Raw genomic sequence first — 25,670 nt, 5'->3', positions numbered from 1 at the left:
TGATAATCATAGGTTTATCAGGTATCGGGAATTTGTTTGTGTCATATTATCAGTTAACGCGACTTACCCATTTATACAAAATATATTAAAAGTATATGTGATCTGATTAGGGCGTGTCTTCAATTGGATAAGCCCTAAATAATAGTTACAATACCGCATCTATTGAGTCGATGCGAGAAATACAAGTTATGGCAAGAAAAGCATTAACAGATACGCTTTGGGATCAATTGCAATCGACGATGATAAAGTACGGCTGCTATCAAACTCAAAACAGCCGAGAGATCATGGAAGCCATACTGTGGAAACTACGCACAGGGGCGCCTTGGCGTGACATACCTGAAGAATTATGTTCGTGGAAAACAGCCTATAGTCGTTTCAACCGCTGGTCGAAAACTGGCTTATGGGCGGATTTTTTTTTGGCTTACGAAAAGAAGTTGATACGGAATGGGTATTCACAGACGGAAGCTATGTTCGCTGTCATCAGCATGCAAGTGGAGCTCGGCGTGGTGAAGAGCGAGCAATTGGACAAAGCCGTGGCGGAGCAACTACAAAGATACACCTATCCTGTGATGCCGATGGATATCCGCTCCATTTTAAAATCACTGGGGGTGACGTCCACGACAGTCAAATTGCAGGTGAATTGATTGAGATGATTGGACAGGCAGATTACTTTATCGCTGATAAAGGCTATGACTCAGAGTGTATCAGAGACAAAGCTCGCAGCCATAATATGATACCTGTCGTTCCTAAAAGGAAGAACGCCAAACAGCCTAATCCAGAGTTTGATAGCTATTTGTACAAGCTGCGTCATCTTGTTGAAAATATGTTTGCAAGGCTTAAACACTTTCGTAGTATCGCCACTCGCTATGAGAAGTTAGCGCGTAATTTTAAGTCAATGCTTTATCTGGCGTGTACTATCGTTCATTGTAAGATGAATTGAAGACACGCCCTAGTCAGACTTTAATAAATAACTTAAAAACGAAAATACGTCTGATACAATGGGCTTGAATTCAATGAAGGTCGTCGCATATATACTGGTATGTATACGCTGACGTATAGAGACTATGTAATTAAGGACTGTGCAGTTAAAACAGTGCAATTAAAGACTATGCGATTGCTCTATCATCATTGATGTTTCTGCCAATTAAATCGACTAAACGAAACGTTGCTTGATTCTGTTGTATCGCTCGAAAGCTTAAGAGCTTGAGCTATCGATAAGTATTTATCGTGAAAGTGAGGCCACTAACTATCGATTGTGGCTAAGTATCCAATATTTTGTAAATTTATATTCAACCAATTATTTATTATTAGAGTACGTATGAATACACCTGCTAAATCGTCTGACACCTCTACATCTACTGATAACGCGCCTAATGTCTCAATCGCTGTTATCTTCCATAGTAATTATGGTCATACCAAGCGTGTCGCTGAGGCGATAGTACAAGGTGCGCATCAGCAATTGCCAGAAGCACAAGCCAAGGCTGTCGATGTTTATGATGTTGATTGGGACTACTTAGATCAGGCAGATTTGCTGGTTTTTGGTAGTGCAGTGTATATGGGTAGCGTGACAGCTGAATTTAAGACCTTTATGGATGAAACTTCTAAGCGTTGGTATCATCGTAAATGGGAAGGCAAGTGGGCAGCAGCGTTTGCCAATTCGGGCGGTCTGAGCGGTGATAAACTTGCTGTATTGCAGCAGATTTCTCTATATGCGATGCAACATGGTATGAACTGGATTGGTCTGCCATTGATGCCGACAGGTCATGAGGCTCATGATTTGAACCGTCTGTCTAGCTTCTTGGGATTGATGACTCAGTCGCTTGATGGTCCACCTGAAGAGACGCCAGGTTCGGGCGATATTGATACTGCTATTTGGTTTGGTGATCATCTCGCCAAAACGATTATTAAGCATCAACCAGCTGACACTAAGCTCTAAAAATAGCTAAAACCGACAGAGCAATCGAATAAAAAAGCAGACATTATTGATGTCTGCTTTTTTTTGTGCCAATTTTTATTGAACGATAAGTTCTATTAAGCGCTAGGCTTTTATTGAGCGGCAAGCTTAGTAGGGGCAGGCTTCACGGGAATAGGACTGTCAACGAATTGAAACGATTGACAACCTCCTAACAGCATCGTTGCTACTAGCAAATAGGTAAAGGCGAATGACTTCATAGTAATATCTCAAAAACGATTTTAGCCCAACGACATGTCACGATTATCCATCATTAGAAATAATAGTAGTGTAGAGTCAGGCTTATTTGCAGACATTATATATAAAAATCGGCGGGTCATAGCAGTTTAAAGGCGATATAGGTATTCGGTACTGTTTTTACGCAGGCTATCTAGCTGTTTATAGTATAGCTTATCTAACGCTTAGCTTTATTCGCTATATATAAAATTCGCCAACTGTTTGATAGTATCTATAGGCATTTTAACGGGTTGTGTTATAAATAAGAATAGTGATAATATGTTGAAAGCTGACCAAATAGTCAAGTATCCTATAGTACGAGTTTTCTAACAAAATTGTTCGATGCTTACTGATATTTGCAACCGATTTACCTGATATAAAAAGTGCGCTGTGCTGATTTTTTTATCTCTTAAGAATGTATTAGCAAATAAAACAGAATAACCGTACTTAAAAGGTTGCAGCATGATGTAAACCAAGTGCTTACGTTCAGCATTTAAGCCGTCAAATTCCTTAAGCCTTATGCTTATCTTCATTATTTTATTTTAGCCGAGTCTTGCTATGATTAGTTTTTACTTAAATGGGAAACGCCATGAGCTAACCCAGCTTAACCCTAATACGACGGTGCTTGAGTATCTACGATTGCATGAAGGCCAAACGGATACGAAGGAAGGCTGTGGTAGTGGTGATTGCGGTGCCTGTACTGTGATGGTTCAGCGCCTGCCTAACGCTAGCCAGCAAGTGCTTAATGATGAAAATGGCGACGAAAAAAATGTGACGCCACCGTTCTATACGATTAACTCTTGCATTACGCTAGTGTCGCTCATGGATGGTCATCATCTTATGACGGCCTCTTACTTGGCTGGCAATCCAGAACATCATCCAGAACGTGCTTTGCTGCATCCAGCACAGCAAGCCATGGTTGAATGTCACGGATCACAGTGCGGTTTTTGTACGCCTGGGTTTGTAATGTCGCTTGCTTGCGTTTACGAAAATAATCGTATGCAGACCGATCAAGAGGCTTCAAGTCAGAGTGATGCTAAGCAATTGAGCTATGATGAGGTGGTTGCGTCAATATCTGGTAACTTATGTCGCTGCACAGGCTACAGGCCAATTATCGAAGCTGGTCTACTGATGAGCGATATCGGTCAGCAGAGAGAAGCTGCGCAGTCAGCGGTGAAAGACCTGACGATCAGCCTAGCGACAGATGCGATGCGTAGTACAAAAGAGTCAGTAGTCTCTAAAAACGTGCCAGCTGAAGCTAAATTAAACAATGCAGAGTCGAATGATATTGCACCTGCAATCAGTGATGCTGGGCGACAATTATATATGCCCAAGTCACTAGATGAGCTTAATCAAGTATTAGCGGCCAATCCAAAAGCAACGATTTGGGCAGGCGGTACGGATTTGGGATTGAGTGTAACCCAGCATTTGGTTGATCATGAGGTCATTATCCAGCTTTCAGGTGTTGAGGCATTAAAGTCATGGTCACTACTTGACGCAAAGCCTGACTCAAGCAATAAAGAGTCGAATAACGAGCAAGCTCCTAGCCAATTATTAGTACTAGGTGCTAGCATGAGCTATCAGCAAATGTTGCCTGTGCTTGAGCAGTATTTTCCAAGTTTCGCGCAAGTATTTGAACGCATTGCTTCTCCACAAATCCGTAATATGGGCACCATCGGCGGCAATATAGCCAACGCTTCTCCAATTGGTGATTTACCACCGATTTTATTGGCATTAGATGCGTCAATTCATCTGCGTCATTGCGCACCTAATCGTGAAGAGTCAGATAATAGCAATGAGATTTATACGGATGAGATTATACCTTTATCAGAATTTTTCTTAGATTATAAAAAGACCAAACTGCAAGCAGGCAGTTACGTAGTCGCTATCCATATTCCTCTGATGCATGACAATCAGCACTTATTTATTCATAAAATTAGCAAACGTTATGAGGATGATATTTCAGCGTGTCTATTGGCTGCGCGAATCGATGTATCAGCAGATGGCATGACGATAGAGAATGCTAAGCTTGGGCTTGGCGGCATGGCTGCCATACCGTTATTAGCCATAACCTGTCAGCAAGCGCTTATTGGACAAGCGGCAGAAGTTGCGAGTTTTGAGCAAGCAGCACAAGTCTTGTCTGCAGACGTTACGCCTATGACCGATGTCAGAGCCAGCCGCGAATATCGCTCACATGTGGTACAGCGTCTACTGGTGAAGTGCGGTAAGCAGTTGGTAGCAGATAGACAGACTGAGAATGCTTAATTAGCAGAGTTGTTGTTTGCTAATACCGCCTAATCGTTATATTTGCCAAGAACAAAAGAGCATTAATCAAAGCGTCCTAATAGAAGAGATCCGCCATGAGCCATCATTCGTCTTTATTTGACAGTTATAGTATCCGCCGCGTGCGTCCGCCAAAAAACAAAATTGGCACCTCGGCTAAGCATGATAGTGCGATCAGCCATGTCATGGGGACGGCAACTTATGTGGATGATATTGCAAAACCGCAAGGCACGCTACATCTAGCAGTAGGTAAAAGCAGTCACGCTCACGCACGTGTATTGAGTATGGATTTGAGCGCTGTTAGAGATGCGGATGGGGTGGTAGATGTCTTAAGTTTTAAAGATTTGCCTGCGCAGACGGATATCGGTGCGGTGTTCGACGGTGAGCCACTGATGGTGGATGACATCACAGAGTATGTGGGTCAGACGTTATTTGTAGTAGTAGCAAGTAGTCATCGCGCCGCCAAAAAAGCTGCGACCAAGGCAGTGGTAGAATATGAGCCATTGCCAGCGGTACTTAGTATAGATAAAGCACTAGAGCAAGAGTTGTTTGTGCGTCCGAGTCACTTTATGAAGCGTGGTGACGCGGCGACTGCGCTTAAGAACGCACCAATTCGCATTGAAGGTCATATTCATATGCGCGGGCAAGAGCACTTTTATCTCGAAGGCCAAGTATCTTATGTGGTGCCTTGTGACGATGGCGGGCTAGAAGTTTATACGTCGTCACAGCATCCAAGCGAAGTGCAGCAGCTGGTCGCCGAAGTAACAGATCTGCCATTTCATGCGGTAAATACCGTTGTGCGCCGTATGGGTGGCGGGTTTGGCGGGAAAGAAACGCAAGCCGCTGCATGGGCATGTCTGTGCGGTATCATCGCCAAACGCCATAACGTTCCTGTCAGTATGCGTCTTGATCGTCAGGATGACATGGTGGTGACGGGTAAGCGTCATGAGTTTGCCAACCGTTACGAAGTCGGTTTAGACGAGTCTGGTCGTATATTGGGCGTTGATATGCAATTGGCTGGCTTGTGTGGCTATGCACCAGATTTGTCTGATGCCATCGTTGATAGAGCGATGTTCCATTGTGATAACGCCTATTATTACCCAGCTGCTCATGTAGCAGGTCATCGCTGCAAAACGCATACCGTATCCAATACTGCTTATCGAGGATTTGGTGGTCCACAAGGTCTGATGACTGCTGAATATATGATGGATCATATTGCCTATACATTAGGGCAGGATCCATTACAAGTACGCTTGGCAAACTTATATCAAGATGGTCAAAGTACGCATTACGGTCAGACCATTGAGCATTTTGATTTGGCGACCATCATGAGCACACTGGCAGAAGATTGTGATTATGACAATCGCCGTCAGCAAATCATAGAGGCTAATCAAAAAGCTACCGCTGAAGGCAGTGATAAGCGTTTGGGTCTTGCGCTAACGCCCGTTAAATTCGGTATTTCATTTACAGTGCAGACGCTTAATCAGGCGGGCGCGTTGGTACATATTTATACCGATGGCAGTATCCATCTCAATCACGGTGGTACAGAGATGGGGCAAGGGCTATATATCAAAATCGCCCAAATCGTCGCCAATGAGTTCGATGTGGATCTGGATACAGTAAAAGTCTCAGCGACTCGTACGGATAAAGTGCCCAATACTTCACCAACTGCGGCGTCATCAGGTACCGATATCAATGGTAAAGCCGCGCAAAATGCGTGCTTGAGTATCAAAGCGCGCATACTTGAGTTTGCGGCTGAGCATTTTGAGGTGGCACAAGAAGACATCAGATTTGAAAAGAACCATGTATATATCGGTGATAAAGAAACATTGACCTTTGCTGAAATGATTCAGCTATCGTATCAGAATCGCATCAGCCTATCGTCTACTGGCTACTACAAAACGCCAAAGATATTTTATGATCGCTCCAAAGCATGGGGTCGTCCGTTTTTCTATTTTGCATTAGGTGCCGCCTGCGCTGAGGTTGAGATTGATACGCTGACAGGGGAGTACAAAGTGCTGCGCTGTGACGTATTACATGACGCGGGACAATCGATTAACCCTTCCATTGATATCGGTCAGATTGAGGGCGGTTTTGTGCAAGGTATGGGTTGGCTCACAGCAGAAGAGCTGATTTGGAATGACAAAGGGAAGCTTGCATCTGATAGTCCTGCCAACTATAAGATTCCAACTGCGCATGACCTACCAAAGCAGTGGAACGTCAAATTATACGATCGCAAAAACGAAGAACAAACTATCTATAACTCTAAAGCCGTCGGTGAGCCGCCGTTTATGTTGGCAGCCAGTGTCTGGTGCGCGCTCAATAATGCAGTGGCTAGCCTCGGTGACTATAAAAAGAATCCAGAGCTGACCATGCCTGCAACGCCAGAAGCGGTACTAAAGGCAGTGATGCGTATGGAAGGTTCGTCTTGGGATCTAGAGACCAAAGCAGACAAGGATACGATGGATAGCCTTGCCAAAGGCGTAGAAGAAAAGGGCGATCTCTATAACGACAAAGTCATGCCACAAGATGTGCGCCATGCCAAAGACATTGATCCAAAAGAAGTAGAGGGCAAACAAACCGATGATCAGCCTAATGCGATAGAGCATCCGAATGTAGCAGGGGCAAGAGGTCCTGCGCACAGTGAATGAGTCGTTAGCACCGCCAGTCGTCTGGTATGAAGGTCTAGCGCGATATCAGCAGCAAGGCATTGCTCACGTATTGGCGACGGTCGTGGCTGTGAATGGATCTGCTCCTCGAGCGCTACAGGCGAAGATGATCATCACGCAAGACAATATCGTGGATACGCTGGGCGGCGGCGGTCTAGAGCACGATGTTATCAACACGGCACGGCAACTACTGAACGGTGAAATAGCGGCAACGGTATCAAAAGAAGTAAAACCAAAAGTTTATGAAGCTAATGATACAAGCGCGCTAACCCCTTCTAAAGGGGTACGCCGTGATGCTGTCTACACCAAGCACTACCCGCTAGGTGCGAAATTGGCACAGTGTTGCGGCGGTAGCGTCACCGTTATGTTCGAATGCTTCAATGTAACGCCGCCGATGTCAGTACTAGTGTTTGGAGCAGGGCATGTGGCATCAGCGCTAATGACCATCCTCGCTGAGCTGCCTTGTCAGGTAGATTGGGTGGACAGTCGCCCAGAGATGTTTAAACGTTACTTAGTGGATAAATCTACTACTAATCAATCCACACTTTATAACTTACCAGCGCATATCCGTCCGCATATCGATGATGAGCCTGTAGATTTTGTACGCCCATTTATCGAGCAGGGTGGTCAGCGTTTTATTCTGGTTATGACTCATGACCATAGTGTTGATTTTGAGCTAGTACGAGCAGCATTAGATACTATTTCTGATACTAGCTCATCTGACGATCAATGTTCAGATACTTTGACACCTTACATAGGTTGCATTGCATCGGCAACCAAAGCCAAGCGTTTTAGAGATCGTTTGATTCAGCGTGGCTACAGTGAGCAACTGGTGAATCAGTTGATCATGCCAATTGGATTGCAAATTGGCGGAAAAGAGCCGATGGCGGTGGCGGTTTCTATCGTGGCACAGCTCCTACAACAGTATCATCAGGCTACTCTTTGAGTGGCTCACTCCATATAACTTTTATACTTTTTATCAAATTATTAAAGCGCTCAGTACTATTTATCAAAACGCTCAGGACTACTAAGCCATTGTGAGATCTACGAATGACCATACATATCTATCAAGCTCGACTGCTACACTATTTGACCGAAAGCGATCGTCCTGAGCGTACAACCTCTGATTATTCACAGACATTAGCTGTGGAACGAGACATTACGTTGCTACCAGTGATTGAAGGTGTACAGGTTTATCCTCAATATATCGCCGATGGTGCGCTTGTCGTAGATGATATGATAGGGTGCATTGTAGAGTATGGTCGTAGTGAAACTATACTGTCAAAGTATGCAAATGAAGAGGGTAGGCTAGCAGTCAAGGTGCATGACTATCGCGATAAATTGATCATGCCAGGTTTTATCGATACTCATGTACATTATCCGCAAATAGATATGATTGCTGCTTATGGTGAGCAATTACTTGACTGGCTTAACAATTATACTTTCGTCACTGAGGCCAATTTTGGCGATCCAAAAGTAGCGCATGATACGGCGCAGTTCTTTTTAAATCAGTTGCTAGCCAATGGCACAACGAGCGCTATGGTATTTTCTACCAGTCACCCTGAATCAGTGAACGCATTTTTTACGGAAAGTCACAAGCTTAACACCCGCATGATCACGGGTAATGTCTTGATGGATCAAAATGCGCCTGATAATTTGTGTGTACCTGCTGAGCAGGGCATTCGAGATACCCAAAACATCATTGATAATTGGCATGAGCGCGGCCGCCAACATGTGGCGATTACCCCGCGCTTTGCTATTACTTCGACACCCAAGCAACTACAAATGGCAGGTGAGCTGTATGCCAGTTACGAGAGTGTTTATCTGCAGACGCATCTAGCAGAAAATCATGATGAGATAGCCTTTGTGAAACAACTGTATCCCACTCATAAAGGCTATCTCGATGTCTATGATGATATGGGATTACTGGGTCGACGCACTACCTTGGCACATGGTATTCACCTTGAAATATCTGAGTATGAGCGTCTGCGTGCGACTGGTACGCAGATATCACACTGTCCGACGTCCAATCTGTTTTTGGGTAGTGGATTGTTCGATTTACCCAAGACGTTACGCTATACCGGTGTCAGTATCGCCACTGACGTTGGAGCAGGGACAAGTCTGTCGATGCTGACGACTCTGTCAGAAGCGTATAAAATTCAACAACTACAAAGCAATCAACTATCTGCTCATCAAGGGTTATATCAAATTACGTTGGGTAATGCCCAGTCGCTATTATTGGACAATAAAATCGGTAACTTTATGCCAAATAAAGAAGCGGATTTTGTGGTCATCGACATGGGTGCAACGGCATTGCTTGAGCGACGTATGGCGCAGACCAAAACACTGGAAGAACAGTTGTTTGTACTAATGATGCTGGGTGATGATAGAGTAATTGATCAGACAGTCATCGCAGGCGTGAGTCGCTATCGTAAATCAACTTTATAGGTGTAAATAAACGCTGTACCTAAATCTGAAAATAAGTGAGACTTCTTTCAGATATAAAAAATAAACCCTTGTTCCTATATAGTTGGAACAAGGGTTTATTTCTGCCAAGAGAGTTTTTATTAGACATTAAAAATGGAACTTTACCAATGCACTAGGGGAGTTTTGATTCACGCCATCAACACCGTATTTATTTTTCCAATAGCTATACTCCATACCGACTTCTAAACGGTTATCAATACCGAGCACTTCTTGTAAGTTGTATTTAATTTGCGGATTGATATGAATATTATCTTCAATATCATCATTATTAAATGAATAATCAATAAAGCCGTCTACGACAAAATTATTGCGTTCCCAACCATAGGTTAAGGTAATTTGCTGATCATCGTCAGTATTGTCGTTAAAAGCATGATATAGAGTAGCCGACGCAAACGTTGTACCTGGAATAGGCACATTGAGATCTGCACCAATACCAACCAAATAATTATCTTGGTCAAAGCCCGTACTGTTCGAACCAAATTCATAAGTAGCGGCTAAATTAACCTGCTTGATAAAACTGTCATTAAAAGTTGCTATTTTGAATGTAGGAGACAGCTCGCCATAAGTTTCTCTAAATCTATTGTTTTCAATGTCATCGGCACCTTGGTTTCGATCGACAAAGAAGAACACGCCGCCCCAGTCATGCGCAGAAGCATGCTCTAATGTGACGGTCGTCAGTTCTCCGTCTTCTACAAGTTCATAGTCATCACCGTAAAGTACGGAGACACTCGTATCAGTAAAGAAGGTCTTAGCATGGATGTTCGATATGCTACCTAAAGCCGCGATAGCAACAGCTGCCATCGACAAAGGTTTGAGTAAAGCTAGCTTTTGGCTAGATGATTTGGTATGACAGGATAAGCTCGTTAATAAATCAAAACGCAAAATATGACCCCTTTATGTACAATTGATTGTTGATTACCCCAAAACTGCATCGTTATTATTTGCTAGTAAACAAACTATTAATCCAATGCTCGTTAGACAACGGTTGGTTGATAGCGCTTAAATGCTTACTACTAAAGAGCATTCAATAACCGTGCCACAAATGACCTAGAGAGCTGTCATCTACAGAGTCGTCTAACTTTTAGTCTTATTAACCACTAATTAGGGTAGAAATAAGCAAAATAGTCTTTAACTGTTCTCAAATGAGAGAGCCAATTTCCGTACATTTATATATATGTGGCAAACAATGTTTTTCGAAAGATCAGATCCGCCATAAAAGCACCAAAATGGATATCCATGTGCCCCAAGTTGGGTCGTCTGACGGAATTTCATCAATTGATAGGCATATGATTTAACAACTAAATGAACATAAAAAAGCCAGCTAATAGACATTAGCTGGCGTTAAGTTTGTACTTGTTGGATGCGACTATTTTTTATTCAGTTAACTGCATTCGCCTTTTAACTCAATAGACACATGCCAATCCGTGATATCAATCTCATGACAGTTATTACCCTCGCCATTGATACGATCAATAACTAAGAAATCACTGTCACGCCCAAGCGCGAGTAGAGGGTGATGCCAGACATTAGCATCGTACTGTACACCTTGGTGAGATTTCGCGTAAAACACTGCTAGGTCATCAGGCGACTGCGGCGGCACACCAGCTTTTGCGACAACGACGATATAGTCTTGACCTTCCATAGATACAAATGCTTGTGTCCCAAGCGGATGGTATTCCATGACCGAAAGGGCAATCGGATTCTCACGCTTTGTGGCTCGAAAGATACTCATGCCAACTGCACCACCGTCTAGTTTACTTTCGGCAAGTGCATGATGACGAACCGCATAGCCATTATTGATCTCATAAGTATTGTCAGCCGTTTGCTCATTATCACTATAGCGCTCGATAACCGAGCCGTAAGGGGCAAAGTTTGCCTTGGTTAAAGGCTTAGCTGTTAAAGTGACACTCATTATTTTGTCTCTTTGCTATCAGTGTTAGTACCAGTGTCAATATTAGCCTCAGCAATTTTGCCATACACGCGTACACGGCTAATGCCACCATCTGGGAAGATATTGACCCGAATATGCGTGATAGGCTGGTCTATCTGAAGCTTGTCTTTACCAAAGTGATGAATGTCATCCGCATTGGTTTTTTGTGGTTCAAGTAGGGTTTCCCAAAACATACTCTGAGTCACTAAAGTTTGCTCTGGTGTATTTGAAGAGTAGACGGCTTGGATCGAGACTTTATCAGGGTAATTGCCTTTAAAGTGGGCAGTATCTATCTCGATGGAATCAACGATACCTGCTTGACCTAGCGCGATGATACACCAGTCATTGCCTGGCTCACGGCGACGGCGGGTCTCCCAACCATCTCCCATATTGGGTGCTTTAGTCGGTAACAGTAAGTTACTGGCTTCGCCAAAGTGCGCATCATTACTAGCAATCGCACGACCACCATTTAATGCGCCTGCCAAGTCAAGTGTCTCGCCTTGTGTATTTAGGCTGGCATCAAGTTGGATATCACCATAGACACGTAGTCGGGCAACGCCGCCATCTGGATAAATGTTTAAACGAATATGGGTGACCGTTTGCTCATGATCAATCTCGACAAGCTCATGGTTGTGACCTTGAAGCGGGGTCATACCCACTAGTGCCTGCCAGTTTTTACCATCCCAGTCTTCTTTGCTTAGACTGGTAAGTTCAGCTTCATCTTGCTGCAGTAGCTCGGGCGCGTATAATGCATCGACACTGGCGGAAGATGGGAAGTTACCTGTAAAGTGACTGGTATCAATATCGAGACCGGCTATTTTGGTTGGGCGGGCCAGTTGGATAACCAAGTAATCGTAACCCAAATGACGCTTACGACGTGTTTCCCAGCCGTCCATCCACTTACCGTTGTCATCGAACTTACCCACGACAAAGATAGGTGCATCAGGATTTAGAATACGGCTTTTATCCGCAAAAAAATCGTCGGTGGCGAACAGTGATTTTGCACCCAAGCGACTGTCGGCTACGTTTGATTTTTTGGTGAATGCTGGCAGAGTATCAGGTAGATTGTTTGCGGAGATAATTTGTCCAACTTCTGAAGTGTTTTGACTCACAATGATTCCTTTTTTAATAATGGTGTTTATTAATAACGTATGGCTTATTTTATATATTAATCTATGCCAATTCGTACGCGCTTAGCTAAGCAGAACGAGTGCTATGACGATAGCCTAAGCTTACATCCAGTTAGCAGTGTTGTCTGACGTAGCAGGATGGTTTTCGTACCAGTGCTTGGCGATATCATCACGGCGGCATACCCATACGTCAGGCTTATTGGTGATATATTGCAAAAACTGCTTTAGCGCTTTGATGCGTCCTGCACGCCCAATAATGCGGCAATGCAAGCCAATGGTCAGCATTTTAGGGGTATGTGCGCCTTCTTCGTATAAGGTGTCAAAGCTGTCTTTGAGATACTGATAAAATGGTTCAGCATGGGTGAATCCCGGGCTAGAAGAAAAACGCATGTCATTGGTCTCTAGGCTATAAGGTATGACCAAATGTGGTTTACGTGTGATGACATTGCCATCTTGGACCTTTACATTGAGCCAATATGGTAACTCATCACCGTACGAGTCAGAGTCATAGGTATAGTCACCTTGTTCAGCGACCAGTTCACGAGTATTTGGACTATCACGTCCTGTATACCAGCCGAGAGGTTGGCCGCCTAGCATACGTTTAAATATTTGGGTGGCACAGCGAATGTGTTCACGTTCCGTCTCACGGTACATATCCTGATAAGTGATCCAGCGTAGACCATGACTGGCAATCTCATGACCGTCTTCTAATACACGCTCGATGATATGCGGGGTCTTTTCAGCAGCGGCGGCACAGGTAAACGTGGTGATAGGAATACCATAATCTTTAAAGACATCTAGCACACGCCATACGCCGACACGGCTACCGTATTCGAATGCAGATTCAATAGACTGGTGACGGTTGTTAAATTCTGGTGTGCCTAAAATATCAGACAAAAAACGCTCTGATTGACCATCGCCATGGATGACGCTATTTTCTGCACCTTCTTCGATGTTTAATACAAATTGTACGGCGATTTTTGCGCCGCCTGGCCAGTTTGCTTTTGGTGGATTGCCAGCATAGCCTTTTAGGTCGCGGGGATACGTGCTCAGATCAAAGTCACTGGTAATTTTTTTGCTCATTATCTATATTCCTATATCGCTTAGAGCCTTAGATATTTACTAAAATATTGCTCGTGAAGGACAGTTATTTTTTATCACAAATTAAAGTGACGATGCATAGGCTACGAGCTGTTGGCGCTCGGCATCCGTCAACTGAGTAATATTACCAAGCGGCATATAGCCAGTCTGTACCGCAGTGACGATTTTCGCTTTATGTATTTTTAGGTCTTCTGGTGTCTGCAAAATGATTCCTGCTGGCGGTGCGGCGAAGCCTTGCTGTGTTGGCTGCACCGCATGACAGGTGCTACAGCGCGTATGCACGACATCCATCATAGCGTCATCTGCTGATGCGCTCACGGGTACGGCTTCAGCAGTAACTGCATCAGTGCTAGTACTGTTATCAGCACTGTTAGTAGCATTATTATTAGCACTGTTATTAGCATTAGCAACGGTATCAGTGTTTGTATCAGTAATCGCGCTTATATCTGGCGGCGTGCTATCAGTCGTTGTAGGTGCTACTGAGGCAGTAGCAGGCATTGCAGGCGCTGGCTCAATCGGCTCAGGTCGCATCCAGATAATTAATAATACAGTTAATACGGCTGGAATAACCAAGTAGCGTGGTTTTTTATGACCTAAGTGCTTTTGGTTAAAGTAATGACGCGCAGTCGCGGTAATAATACCGACGAAGACCAATACTAACCAACCTTTCTCATGAGCATACATCATTGGGTAATGATTGCTGATCATGGTAAAAATTAGCGGTAGGGTAAAGTAGTTATTCATCAGTGAGCGATTTTTGGCTTGTAATGCCAATTCAGCCACTTCTTTACCTGGTTTTTCGCCGCGCCGCACACAGTCAACGAGTGCACGCTGAGCAGGCATAATACCGAAGAATACGTTACCTACCATCACCGTGCCCAAGATAGCACCGATATGAATAAACGAGGCGCGATCACTAAACAGCTGGTAAGAACCCCAGCTCGCGATGACCAGTAAGATAAAAATCAAGGTACTAAAGATAAACGCGTTTTTACCCAAATGACTGCGTACGATAACTTCGTAAATGAAGTAACTACCGAACAAGAAAAGCAAGCTGGTGGCGATGGCACCGATACTGGTAAAAGGTACTTTGCTTGGGTCAATTAGGTAGGCAGTTGCATTGGCATAATAGACGATAGACATCATCGCCGCACCCGTCAGCCAAGTGGTATAAGCTTCCCATTTAAACCAATGTAGCGTCTTTGGCATCTCTTCTGGTTCGAGTTTGTATTTGGCAATTTCATAAAACCCGCCGCCATGGACGGCCCAAAGATCACCCGAAATGCCTTTGTCTGTTTTCCACTGTGGCGGTTTGCGTAGGCTTAGATCTAGCCACACAAAATAAAACGATGCACCAATCCATGCTACCCCAGCGATAACATGAAACCAGCGGAAAAATAAACTCAACCATTCGAGAAGATAGGCGCCCATGTAATAAATGTCCTTTAATATGACAGTGTCTTAATAAAATGTCTTTTGATAGTATTTCTTGAAAGCTAATAACAACTCAGAGAGCTAAACAACGCTAGAGCTACGATCCGCGATAGGTGCTATAACCGTGCGCACTAAGCAGGAGCGGCACGTGATAATGACTGGCATCGTTTACTACAAAGTCGATTACCACTTGCGGGTAAAATGCTGTCAGCTGCTGAGCATCAAAATAAGACTGAGTATCGAACGTTACGGTATAGCGTCCGGTATCTAGCTGACGGTCAGTACTATCGATGGCTGTATCAAACTGCCAAGCGTCTGGTGTGACACGGCCATCACTATTGGTTGTACCATGCGCTAGTAATGTGGCGACACCATTGTCTTGTACGCGGTGTAAGGTAACGGCGACATCAGCGGCAGGTTTGCCAAGATGAGTGTCTAGGATATGTGACGATAGGGTGGCAGACATGATGCTTCCTTTAAATTTGTGAAAAATATAAATTGGGTGAAAATGCTAGTCTAACTCTGCGACTACTATTTGGTTGTCGAAGCATTACCTAGCAATTTATTTAAACGTAAACGCGTAATTTTATTTTGCTCAGTGGCTGCATTGGCAAGCTCTGTGGCGCGATCATTAGGTAGGCGCGCTAATAGCAGATCTAGCATTTGCTGCGCGCTTTTACCCGTCGCAAAGACAATAAAAATAAAACCAAATTTATCGAGATAGTCTCGATTGCCTTTGGCAAGTGCTTCGAGCACCTCATCTGCTGCATCGTTAGCGCCTGATTGTTCGTGTGCAGCGCTACTTTGTGTGTTGCGGTATTTTTCTTTTAGAGATGCCACGTTGCCGATTTGTGGATGCCCATCAAACGCTTCTAATAAGTTAGCCTCATCATTTTGTACTTTGTTCCAGATAGCGTCGCTACTTGCTAGTAGTGCATTAAAGTCTGCAAAAGGGCGAGCGTCTGCAAGTTTATAGGCCCAGTTTTTACTGGTGCAGCAAGTCAATAGCTGAGCGATGGCGACTTCTTGTGATAAATCGTTGAATTGCGCTAAGGTTAAGCTCACGATGACATCCTTTTCTAATAGGGTAGCCCGTTATCTGTATCGGGCGATAAATGTTTGATAAAGGTTTATACCTTATGGTTATTTGCATAAACTTATAGGTATAAGCAGTAAACTTGATAAGCAACGGCTGTTTCAGTTTTATGGTTGCTTTGATTAAGCTAATCGCTATTAATTTGCTTAAAATCAAAAGTCGATAATCGATGTGTTCGTAGTCAGACATTTAGCGCTTATATACGCTTTGCATAATTTCAAGTTATAGTGAACTGACAATGATGAAATAGATTTACTAAGGGAACACTGATATTTTGACCGTCTAAAACGTCTGGCAAGAAGTGATTAATGACGGCGTAATTGATTTACAGTTCCCATTTTGCTAAAACCTGACTAATTGGTCAACTGTTTTATGCGAAATATTTTTATTTAACAGGTTATGCTGATCAAATCTATGTGTTTATATAAGAATACACAGCAAAATATAGCGACTATTTTGTCGAACCTGTCTCTTAGAGTGAGATACCACTGCTATGACTCAAAACAATCAAAAGGAAGAAACCTCAGTGACTGATACGCCCTCGCACCGTAGCCAACAAGCAATTCGCGCACAGAATCAAGCGCTTATCTTAGCGGCAGCTGAAGAAGAGTTTGTGCTCCAAAGCTATCGCGGCGCTACGATGCAGGGCATTGCCGATAGGGCAGGCTTACCTAAAGCCAATGTTCACTACTACTTTAAAAATAAAAAAAACCTCTACATGGCAGTGCTACGCTCGATCATTCAAGAATGGAATGAAGGCTTGGTAACCATGACGGTAGATAGCGACCCAAAAACGGTCATCGAAAAATTCGTCCGTACCAAGCTACATCAAGCCTTTGTCAATCCAAGTCGCCATAAACTATTTGCGATTGAAGTCATCGGCGGCGCACCGCATTTGCATGAATTTATGTCCACTACGATGAAGGAGTGGGTACACGATAAAGCACAGGTAATGAAAGAGTGGCACAAGCAAGGAAAAATTGGGATTACTGATCCTCTACAACTACTGATTTTGATTTGGGCGACTACCCAACGTTATGCTGAATTTGAGATTGAAATCGTTGGATTAATGGATAAGACCGCTTATGACGCAGCAGATGAAGCACGTGCGGCAGACTTTCTGGTGCCTTTTATTCTAAAGGGCTGTGGCCTTGAATGATGACAAGATAGCTATTTGACAAGGTGCCTATCCAATAAGTCAGGTGCTTAATCAGCGAAGTGCACAGATTGTTTCTATTTTTCTGTGCACCTCGTTTACGGCTAAACACTTCGATATGTTCAGCTCTAGCTCTAGCTCTAGCTCTAGCTCTAGCTTTCGCTTAGCCTTAAGCGACTTCTTGCGTTGGTTCTAAACCGTCTTCAGCATGCTGTGCTTTGGTATCAAACTCGATGCCATAGTTTTTGGGTAAAATCATATCAAGGGTGATGGCCACAATCCCTGCCATCGTTACTGCTGAGCCAAAGATATTTTGAAAGAACTGTGGCGTTTGTGACAGTACGTCAGGAACAAAGGCGATACCCGTTGCCAGACCTAGCGAGGTGGCAATGATTAAGACATTACGATGCGTAAATTGCACGGTAGATAAGATACGAATACCAGCAGTCGCTACCGTCGCAAACATCAGTAGCGTGACGCCGCCAACAACAGGCTTCGGTAACTGCGTAAAAATAGCACCAAGGACAGGGAATAGCCCCATCAGGCATAGAATGCCGCCCACATAGAAACCCACGTAGCGACTGGCAATACCCGTCATTTGGATCACACCATTGTTTTGGCTAAAGGTCGTCACAGGGAAGGTATTGAATACCGCCGCAATCAGAGAGTTAACACCATCTCCTAGTACACCGCCTTTGATGCGTTTCTCATAAAGAGGGCCTTTGATCGGTTCACCTGATATCATTGAGGTCGCCGTCAAATCGCCTGAAGTCTCAATACTGGTAATGATGTACATAAAGGCAATGGGAATAAAGGCCTGCCAATCAAAACCAAAGCCATATTTAAATGGGATTGGAACCGTAAAAAAAGCCGCTTCAGAAACCAGAGAAAAATCAATACGGCCCATAAATACGGCAGCGATAAGCCCGAGTATCAAGCCGATAAAGATGGCGCTTGAGCGAATGACTTTATTATTGATGATGCTAATCAGTACGACACTTGCCAGCACACCACCGCCCAAAAGTAAGTTCGGAATACTACCAAAATCTTCAGCACCAAACCCGCCTGCTAAGTCAGTCAGACCTACTTTAGTTAATGACAAACCAATCGTGACAATCACGCAGCCTGTAACAATGGGGCTCATAAAAGATTTGAGTTTGGTTATAAATTGACTCAAAAATATCTCAACAAATGCACCGAGAAATGACACACCAAAGATAACTGATAAAATCTCTTCTGGACCACCACCGCGATTTTTTACCACAAACCCTGCTGTCAGTACCGCTGCCAAAAATCCAAAACTGGTACCTTGTAACGCCATGAGACCAGAGCCAACAGGGCCTACTTTACGAGTCTGAATAAAGGTTGCGACGCCAGATACTATCAATGACATACTGAGAAGGTAGGGGATATGCTCTCCTAAACCTAATGTGCCACCTATGATAAGAGAGGGTGTGATGATACCTACAAACGCTGCAAGTACGTGCTGTATAGCACCTAAAAATGCTTTAATGGGGGTAGGACGGTCATGCAGTCTATACAGTAAATCGGTATTCGCTGGAACGTTTTCACTCATGGTGGTTTCCTCCTAAAATAACTGCTTAGTACCCGCTTGACTGTAGATATCAGACAATGTGGTAAATCACGAGATCAAAGTTTTAACCCAATCTTTGATTTGTTTTTTTATCGATGTAAACAATAGGGGTACGCATCCGTCTGTAAGATAAACAATGAAAATAACTAATATATGTTGGCTAATATTTGAACAACCTGACCAATTAGTCAGGTCTATTTAGGGTATAGGGAAAATACAAGTCATTGCAATGTTTTTTTTGGTACTAGTGCGTTTACAGGTTTGTTACGAAGGAGGGAGGGTTATGTAATATTGGAAGGTAGATCAAAGACGAGGGGTGTTGACCATTTAGAATATATAAGTACTAAGATCTATCGTTATATCTATTGCTGTTTTTTAATCAAAAAAAGCCCCAACCATAACGACTATGATTGGGGTATTTCAATTTTGCTTGCTTGATATTTATTCCACTATAACCAAAATTGCTACGTTGGTGGACGACCAGTTATTTTGGGCTTGATGACCATACGGGTGAGCGGATAACGCCTTGTCCTGACTTACCAAACGCTTCGCCACCATTGAGGGACTTGATAGTCAGCACGCCTTTTCCGCCTTGGGTCGATGCGTAGACCACGCGTTTACCGTTTGGTGAGAAGCTTGGAGCTTCGTCGATACCTGTATTGCCAAGATTGGTAGTGATAGCACCATTGCTATTCATAATAGCCGCTGAGCGTCCACTCAAAAAGGCAATTTGTGTACCGTCACTGCTAAACTGTGGACTGGTCGCATAACCTCCATTTGAAACTTTAATGGTTTGTCCCGTGGCAAACTCGTAGCGATAGACTTGCGGCTTGTTAAAGCCAGTTTTATCACTGACAAAAACGAAAGATTTGCCGTCTGGTGCATAGCTTGGTTGTACTTCACTGCTTGGTAAATTGGTAAGCCTTCTAGGTGTACCGCCGCTGGCACTCATCTCATAGATATCAGCGCTACCTTCAAAACTACTAGAGAATAATATCTTGCTACCATCAGGAGAGAACGAGGGGCTTAGGTTACTACCTGAAAAAGGCGTCAGAGCAGTTGCACCGCCGCCACTGACGTTCTGCACGTAGATAACAGGATATGATTTCTCACGTTGTACCGAGTAGGCGATACGGTTGCCATCAGGTGACCATGCTGGTGAGAAGATAGAGCCTGCCACTTCAGTAATGGTTCTAGCGTTTTCGCCATCAGCATCCATTACTTTGAGACGAGAGATCTTTTGTTTGCCAGTTCCTGTTTCTTCAATATAAGCAATGCGTCCTGAGAAATCCCCTGGAATACCAGTAATCAGCTCGTACACTTTGTCTGCGATGACATGACCGGCATAACGCATACTTTCCCTATTATTGTCGGCGGTTAGGCTTTGCTTGCCTTCTATCACACGACCAGATTTGACATCGATGACTTCATAATCGGTGATTATTTTGCCACGATTGGTACGCGTACTGCCGACAACCAGATACGGTATGCCCATGCTTTGCCAAACAGGTAATGTACCTGTCAGCTCTTTACTACTGTGTGGCTGCTGCGGTAGATCTTGATTGGTTACTTTTAGCTCGGTTTTACTCAGATCATTTAATATAATCGGTGATAAGACAGAGTCACCCGCAAACGATACAAACGCGACTTGGTTTTGTTGGACAGGAATCTCATAGTCCAATTCTAGTACAACAGGTGCAGCGAGCACGCTTTGCGATATCAGCAATGCTGAGGTACTGGCGAGTAATGAGGCTAGTAATTTTTTTGGGGTACGCATGGGTAAATGGAGCTCCTAAAATTAGTATGATATTCATTTTTTATTTAATGAGACAAGCATCTAGATGAGGCAGCAACCTATGCGAGACAAGCCGCTTAACGTCACGTTACCAATATTATAAGAACCTAGCAACTGATTAATTGCTGCCTTTAAACTGTATGGTAAAAGTCGGGTATTTAGGGTCATCAGCATCAATCGGGAGGCTGCCAGTATTGAGTACCGCTTGTCTGGCCGCTTCGTTGACCGTGCTATCAGGTCCAGAGGCAGTCACATTGATCACATCGCCATTTGCATTGACAGTGATGGTCAGGGTGGCGCGTTGAGTAGAACCTCGCGCGGCGGTAGGCGGCGTATAGTTACGCTTGATTAAATTGATAATTTCGCTGTTGCTGGCACCGCGACTGCCACTGGCTGCAGAACGACTACTGCCCTTGGACGTACTAGAGGTTGACGTATCACCAGACACAGTAGACTGCCCATCTGATAGGCTAAAGGTTTTTCCTGCATTGCCAGAGCCAGCAGTATCAATCTCAATATTGCGATCGCTAGCAGTGGGACGTTTTATCTTTGGTGGATTGTTTTGCTTTTGACGAAACTCTCCCAGCCTTTTTTGTTCTTCTATAAGCTGGTCGCGTTTGCTTTGATCGACTTGGTCAAGCTCTTCCATAGCGGACTCGTCTAACTGCGCTGCCCACTCAGCCATTTTGCGCTCATACTCTTGATTTTGCTCAAGAAGACGTTGTTGATGGTCTTCGCTCATCAGTATGGGTTGACCAGCTGGCTCCTCAGATCGTATAAATACAGGCACGCGCTGAGAGCTTGACTGACTTGGATTTTGCGCACTGACGCTACTACCAGATATTTCTGGCTGGGCACTACTAGACGAATCGCTAGTGCTACTATCCATCTGCATCGCACTGGCTGCTGCACGGTTGGCCAGTATTTGTCCTTGCATTTCAGCAAGTTGCTCAGGAGACACCATGACCGTCTCAATACTACCAGCAGTCTCAACTTCAGTGGTTTGATAGTTATAGACCAGTATGCCAATGACAAGGCCATGCGCTAGTAAGCTTAGCAACGTCGGCAGTGTTAGCCCGTTGCTTTCTGGTTCGGTAGGTACATAGACGGCAGGAGCATTATGCATGGTAAGGATACTCATGAACGTGATTTGTCAGATGGATTACTAGGATTGGCTATTATGATATAAGACATTTACTAAAGGACGCTTATCACTATAAAGAAGGCGTGGGTAGTGGTGCACCGGTTAGTAACCCAACTTTTTCGATACCTGCTTGTTGCAAGGTTGCCATGAGCGTCATGATGGCACCGTACTGATTGTTTTGATCGGCATTGATCATCACCTGTACTGGTTCAGCATTATTATTATCGCTCTGAGACTGCAGGTTAGACAATGTATTAATCAGCTCAGGCTCACTTACTGGCACGTCGACATTGCTTTCATAGCTGATAAAAATATCACCCTTGTCAGTCAACGAGACAATCACAGGTAACTGGCTTTGACTCATGGTATTGGTTTGCTCTTTTGGCAAATCAACATCGACGCCTGTAATCAGCATCGGCGCTGTCACCATAAAGATCACCAGTAGCACCAGCATGACGTCAATGTAAGGTACGACGTTCATTTCTGCATTAAGAGCTTTTTTTTCACGGCCGTAGGGGTTTGGTTTCATAGCCCTGTCACCTGACCTGCATTAACTTGGGTTTCTTTGCTAATAGGTGCTTGTACGCTGGTCTCACGCTGCAGCATGCCCGTCATCTCATCACAAAATAAGGCACGCGAGTCATATAGTTGGCTCGATTTTGCTGTGAAGTGGTTGTATGCCAATACCGCAGGGATAGCGGCAAACAAACCCATGGCTGTGGCAATCAGTGCTTCGGCGATACCGGGAGCGACAGAGGCGAGGGTAGCTTGCTCAGTTTGAGACAGTCCCAAAAAGGCATTCATAATGCCCCACACTGTACCGAACAATCCGATGTACGGAGCAACGGAGCCAATGCTGGCTAGCGTCGTCAGTCCCGACTCTAGCAATTGCTGCTGGCGACCTAGGCCGACGCGTAGCTTGCGTTCAACACCATCGATAATGTCGTCTTTAGGTTGACGCTTTTTATGCATTCTTAGGTATTCTGAAAAGCCCACATAAAAAATCTGCTCAAGTCCCTGACGATCAGGAGAGCCTTGAATGCCTTGATATAGTTTGGCCAAGTCTTCGCCTGACCAAAACCAAGTCTCAAATTGTTGATCAAAGTTTTTGGCTGTACCAAGTCGAGCACTCATGCGAAAGATAATAACCCAGCTGAGTAAAGAGGCTAATAACAATAGTGCCATCACAATCTGCACCAATAGACTGGCTTGGGTAATAAGACCGACAATATTTAATGATTCAGGCATGTAATGGACTCACGAATAATTGATAACAGCTGGCTGGAATAGTGGTATCCGAACCAGACAACCCCTAAACAAACACTATTTACTTTTTATTATTTAATACGCAGCACGTTTCTTCACTAAAAATTTGTAACTGTGCTTAGAAAAATGCTGCAACAGTAAGTATCGCGATTTAGGTATCGGTATAATAACCCCCTAGTTTACTTCTAAATGAGAGAAAGGTCATTATTAATGTGTTAAACGACTATTTAGTTGGGCTACTACTGATTCATTCAATAGTTAGTTGGATAACATGGATAATGACCGAGCAAACACTTACTACCTAAAGCTCATGAGTCAAACCGAATATTTCCTCAATGACGAGTAGAAAGTAGTTTTTCGAATAGCGTCGAGCAGCATGACTATATATAGCTTTTCATGTGGCTTTTCTGACCGATAGTCTTGAAGTCTCTCAAAATCCTATTTTGTACGAGATAGACATTATCAACGATTGAGTTTGTAAGATAACTGGTCTAATATGTTACGCTTTGTTACTACATTATTCTTATTGTGGCATCGTTATTTTTTCGCTGAGGTCATGTTCAATTTTAGGTAATGATGACTTTTTATTAGCCAGTCGGGGGCGACACTTATGAATGCAATTGAACGCTATTTTGGGATTAATGGTGAAAATACCACGATCAAAACAGAAATCATCGCTGGTATAACCACGTTCTTGACGATGGCTTATATTATCTTTGTCAACCCTAACGTCTTAGCCGATGCAGGTATGGATAAAGGGGCCGTATTTGTAGCGACCTGTATAGCAGCAGCAGTAGGTTGTTTCATCATGGGTATCTACGCCCGACTACCAGTTGCGCTCGCACCAGGTATGGGTCTTAATGCCTTCTTTACCTATGGTGTGGTGCTTGGTATGGGCTACGCATGGCAGACAGCGTTAGGTGCGGTGTTCTTGTCTGGTTGTATCTTCGTACTATTGAGTCTATTCAAGATTCGTGAAGCAATCATTAATGCCATTCCAACGTCTCTCAAAAACGGCGTAGTCGCTGGTATTGGTGCGTTCTTGGCGTTTATTGCATTGCAAAGCGCAGGCATCATCGTCAATCATGATGCAACCTTAGTTGGCCTTGGTGACATGACATCATTTGGTCCTGTCATGGCTTCATTAGGTTTTGTTGTTATCATTGGCCTGTCTTATAAGAGAGTCCCAGGTGCGGTAACCATTGGTATTTTATTGGTTGCACTGATTAGCTTATTAATGGGCTATACGCAGTTCACAGGTATCATCTCTTCACCGCCTTCTATTGCACCGACGCTTATGCAGTTAGACATTGCTGGTGCATTTGATGTGGGCATGATTAGTGTTATCTTTGCTTTCTTATTTGTCGATTTATTTGATACTGCTGGTACTTTGATTGCTACCACTAGCCAAGCAAAACTAACGGACAAAGATGGCAATATCCCGAACATGGGCAAGGCACTACTCGCTGATTCAACAGCGACAGTAGCAGGTTCTTTACTGGGTACTTCATCGACGACCAGTTATATTGAGAGTATCTCTGGTATCGCCTCAGGTGGCCGTACAGGCTTGATGGCTGTTACGGTAGGTGTGCTATTCCTGTTCAGTATTTTCTTCTCGCCGCTAGCAGGTATGATTCCAGCTTATGCAACGGCTGGCGCTATCTTTTATGTAGCCGTACTTATGATGGGTACCCTAAAGGACATTAACTGGAGCGACTTAACAGAAGCAGCACCAGTGGTCGTGGTATTGCTATTCACACCGCTTACATACTCTATCGCTGACGGCATCGCACTTGGTTTTATTACCTTTACGGCTGTAAAAGCAATTGCAGGCAAGTTTGCAGATATCAGTATCGCTGTCTGGATTTTGACTGCTATATTATTGTTCAAGATTATTTTCTTATAATGCAACGTGTAGTAAGACATTAATAGCGTCTTAAACAAGAAACCCTCCTTATCAGCTGATGATAAGGAGGGTTTTTTTTGTCAGCATTATAAGCCTATCGTTTTAATTTGAGCTCAGTATCCTTGGCATGAATGTTTAGTATTTCTGATACCAGTATTAAGTAGGGTGATGCCAAACTATGGGCAATAGTAAACAAAAAAACGTAACCAAAGCGTCATGGCCAATAAAGTGCTTGTAAGTTATTGTTATTTAGATATATATTAATTTATGAAAATAATAAATTTCGTTAGTTTGAAAAAAACTTTCGTGATATTATAGCCGAGTTAAGCGCATCACCTCAATCAACGCCGTAGAGGTTTTTCTTACAGTGAATTAGCATCACCAAAGATGACAGATTTGTGATTATTAGAGCGATTTTTCGGTTCAATAAGGCGATATTTGGTCATCACACTCCTTTCACTACTAACAAGAAGAAGGCACTAATGCCGCTT

21 protein-coding genes are annotated in these 25,670 nt (G+C 43.7%); 8 read left to right on the top strand and 13 right to left on the bottom strand.

Annotated elements, in window-relative coordinates; translation table 11 throughout:
- Positions 1 to 188 precede the first annotated feature (188 nt).
- Both ACI2IW_RS00680 and ACI2IW_RS00675 read left to right on the top strand, forming a co-directional pair.
- Positions 189 to 940, top strand: a protein-coding gene (locus ACI2IW_RS00680; protein WP_166739263.1) for an IS5 family transposase whose coding sequence is annotated in 2 segments (ribosomal slippage) — positions 189 to 396 and positions 396 to 940 — 753 coding nt in all. Because the reading frame shifts where the segments join, the coding sequence is not laid out codon by codon here.
- A 378-nt stretch (positions 941 to 1,318) separates the two neighbouring features.
- Complete coding sequence (locus tag ACI2IW_RS00675; RefSeq protein WP_290175877.1) at positions 1,319 to 1,936, top strand: flavodoxin family protein; 618 nt, start codon at positions 1,319 to 1,321, stop codon at positions 1,934 to 1,936.
- A gap of 110 nt (positions 1,937 to 2,046) precedes the next feature.
- Here the strand turns inward: ACI2IW_RS00675 and ACI2IW_RS00670 are convergent, their stop codons facing one another.
- Positions 2,047 to 2,172 carry a hypothetical protein gene (locus ACI2IW_RS00670; RefSeq protein ID WP_290175876.1) on the bottom strand — a complete coding sequence of 42 codons (126 nt, stop codon included), beginning with the start codon at positions 2,170 to 2,172 and terminating at the stop codon, positions 2,047 to 2,049.
- A gap of 574 nt (positions 2,173 to 2,746) precedes the next feature.
- Here ACI2IW_RS00670 and ACI2IW_RS00665 point away from each other — a divergent pair.
- From ACI2IW_RS00665 to guaD, 4 genes are all read left to right on the top strand, one after another.
- Positions 2,747 to 4,453: a xanthine dehydrogenase small subunit gene (locus tag ACI2IW_RS00665; protein WP_404692309.1), complete on the top strand. Its 1,707-nt coding sequence runs from the start codon at positions 2,747 to 2,749 to the stop codon at positions 4,451 to 4,453.
- Positions 4,454 to 4,548: 95 nt separating this feature from the next.
- Entirely contained in the window at positions 4,549 to 7,122 is a 2,574-nt protein-coding gene (gene xdhB, locus ACI2IW_RS00660) for a xanthine dehydrogenase molybdopterin binding subunit (RefSeq protein WP_404692308.1), read from the top strand.
- Positions 7,115 to 8,086: an XdhC family protein gene (locus ACI2IW_RS00655; protein WP_404692307.1), complete on the top strand. Its 972-nt coding sequence runs from the start codon at positions 7,115 to 7,117 to the stop codon at positions 8,084 to 8,086. Before xdhB ends, ACI2IW_RS00655 begins: the two co-directional genes overlap by 8 nt.
- Positions 8,087 to 8,190: 104 nt before the next feature.
- The gene (guaD, locus tag ACI2IW_RS00650; RefSeq protein WP_404692306.1) at positions 8,191 to 9,588 is read left to right on the top strand and encodes a guanine deaminase; all 1,398 of its coding nucleotides are present in this window, start codon (positions 8,191 to 8,193) and stop codon (positions 9,586 to 9,588) included.
- Positions 9,589 to 9,714: 126 nt separating this feature from the next.
- On the opposite strand, the gene ACI2IW_RS00645 is transcribed toward guaD, so the two are convergent.
- The 7 genes from ACI2IW_RS00645 to uraD form a co-directional block, all read right to left on the bottom strand.
- Entirely contained in the window at positions 9,715 to 10,509 is a 795-nt protein-coding gene (locus ACI2IW_RS00645) for a DUF5020 family protein (protein WP_404692305.1), read from the bottom strand.
- A 499-nt stretch (positions 10,510 to 11,008) separates the two neighbouring features.
- Positions 11,009 to 11,539, bottom strand: coding sequence for an ureidoglycolate lyase (locus tag ACI2IW_RS00640; protein ID WP_404692304.1), 531 nt, complete (start codon positions 11,537 to 11,539; stop codon positions 11,009 to 11,011).
- Positions 11,539 to 12,669, bottom strand: coding sequence for an allantoicase (gene alc, locus ACI2IW_RS00635; RefSeq protein WP_134292157.1), 1,131 nt, complete (start codon positions 12,667 to 12,669; stop codon positions 11,539 to 11,541). The genes ACI2IW_RS00640 and alc overlap by 1 nt, the downstream gene beginning before the upstream one ends.
- Before the next feature lie 120 nt (positions 12,670 to 12,789).
- Positions 12,790 to 13,770, bottom strand: a complete 981-nt coding sequence (gene puuE, locus ACI2IW_RS00630) for an allantoinase PuuE (protein WP_404692303.1) — start codon at positions 13,768 to 13,770, stop codon at positions 12,790 to 12,792.
- A gap of 81 nt (positions 13,771 to 13,851) precedes the next feature.
- Positions 13,852 to 15,219 carry a urate hydroxylase PuuD gene (locus ACI2IW_RS00625; protein ID WP_404692302.1) on the bottom strand — a complete coding sequence of 456 codons (1,368 nt, stop codon included), beginning with the start codon at positions 15,217 to 15,219 and terminating at the stop codon, positions 13,852 to 13,854.
- A 100-nt stretch (positions 15,220 to 15,319) separates the two neighbouring features.
- Positions 15,320 to 15,688 (bottom strand): hydroxyisourate hydrolase, encoded by a 369-nt coding sequence (gene uraH / locus ACI2IW_RS00620; protein WP_404692301.1) that lies wholly within the window; start codon positions 15,686 to 15,688, stop codon positions 15,320 to 15,322.
- Positions 15,689 to 15,753: 65 nt separating this feature from the next.
- Complete coding sequence (gene uraD, locus ACI2IW_RS00615; protein WP_404692300.1) at positions 15,754 to 16,287, bottom strand: 2-oxo-4-hydroxy-4-carboxy-5-ureidoimidazoline decarboxylase; 534 nt, start codon at positions 16,285 to 16,287, stop codon at positions 15,754 to 15,756.
- A gap of 524 nt (positions 16,288 to 16,811) precedes the next feature.
- On the opposite strand from uraD, the gene ACI2IW_RS00610 reads away from it, so the two are divergent.
- On the top strand, positions 16,812 to 17,477 hold the full coding sequence (locus ACI2IW_RS00610) for a TetR family transcriptional regulator C-terminal domain-containing protein (protein WP_057759606.1): 666 nt from the start codon (positions 16,812 to 16,814) through the stop codon (positions 17,475 to 17,477).
- 166 nt (positions 17,478 to 17,643) lie between these two features.
- Here the strand turns inward: ACI2IW_RS00610 and ACI2IW_RS00605 are convergent, their stop codons facing one another.
- The 5 genes from ACI2IW_RS00605 to tolQ form a co-directional block, all read right to left on the bottom strand.
- Entirely contained in the window at positions 17,644 to 19,050 is a 1,407-nt protein-coding gene (locus ACI2IW_RS00605) for a nucleobase:cation symporter-2 family protein (RefSeq protein ID WP_404692299.1), read from the bottom strand.
- Positions 19,051 to 19,552: 502 nt separating this feature from the next.
- Entirely contained in the window at positions 19,553 to 20,845 is a 1,293-nt protein-coding gene (locus ACI2IW_RS00600) for a translocation protein TolB (protein ID WP_371546603.1), read from the bottom strand.
- A gap of 136 nt (positions 20,846 to 20,981) precedes the next feature.
- The gene (locus ACI2IW_RS00595) at positions 20,982 to 21,989 is read right to left on the bottom strand and encodes a cell envelope integrity protein TolA (protein ID WP_404692298.1); all 1,008 of its coding nucleotides are present in this window, start codon (positions 21,987 to 21,989) and stop codon (positions 20,982 to 20,984) included.
- Positions 21,990 to 22,077: 88 nt separating this feature from the next.
- Positions 22,078 to 22,536: a protein TolR gene (gene tolR, locus ACI2IW_RS00590; protein WP_160021950.1), complete on the bottom strand. Its 459-nt coding sequence runs from the start codon at positions 22,534 to 22,536 to the stop codon at positions 22,078 to 22,080.
- Positions 22,533 to 23,255, bottom strand: coding sequence for a protein TolQ (gene tolQ / locus ACI2IW_RS00585; RefSeq protein ID WP_160021948.1), 723 nt, complete (start codon positions 23,253 to 23,255; stop codon positions 22,533 to 22,535). The genes tolR and tolQ overlap by 4 nt, the downstream gene beginning before the upstream one ends.
- A 628-nt stretch (positions 23,256 to 23,883) precedes the next feature.
- On the opposite strand from tolQ, the gene ACI2IW_RS00580 reads away from it, so the two are divergent.
- On the top strand, positions 23,884 to 25,179 hold the full coding sequence (locus tag ACI2IW_RS00580) for an NCS2 family permease (RefSeq protein ID WP_101204806.1): 1,296 nt from the start codon (positions 23,884 to 23,886) through the stop codon (positions 25,177 to 25,179).
- Positions 25,180 to 25,670: the final 491 nt, after the last annotated feature.

The sequence above is a fragment of the Psychrobacter sp. NPDC078501 genome, from assembly GCF_044900935.1.
GTDB lineage: Bacteria > Pseudomonadota > Gammaproteobacteria > Pseudomonadales > Moraxellaceae > Psychrobacter.
This window is presented reverse-complemented; position numbering and strand designations above follow the sequence as displayed.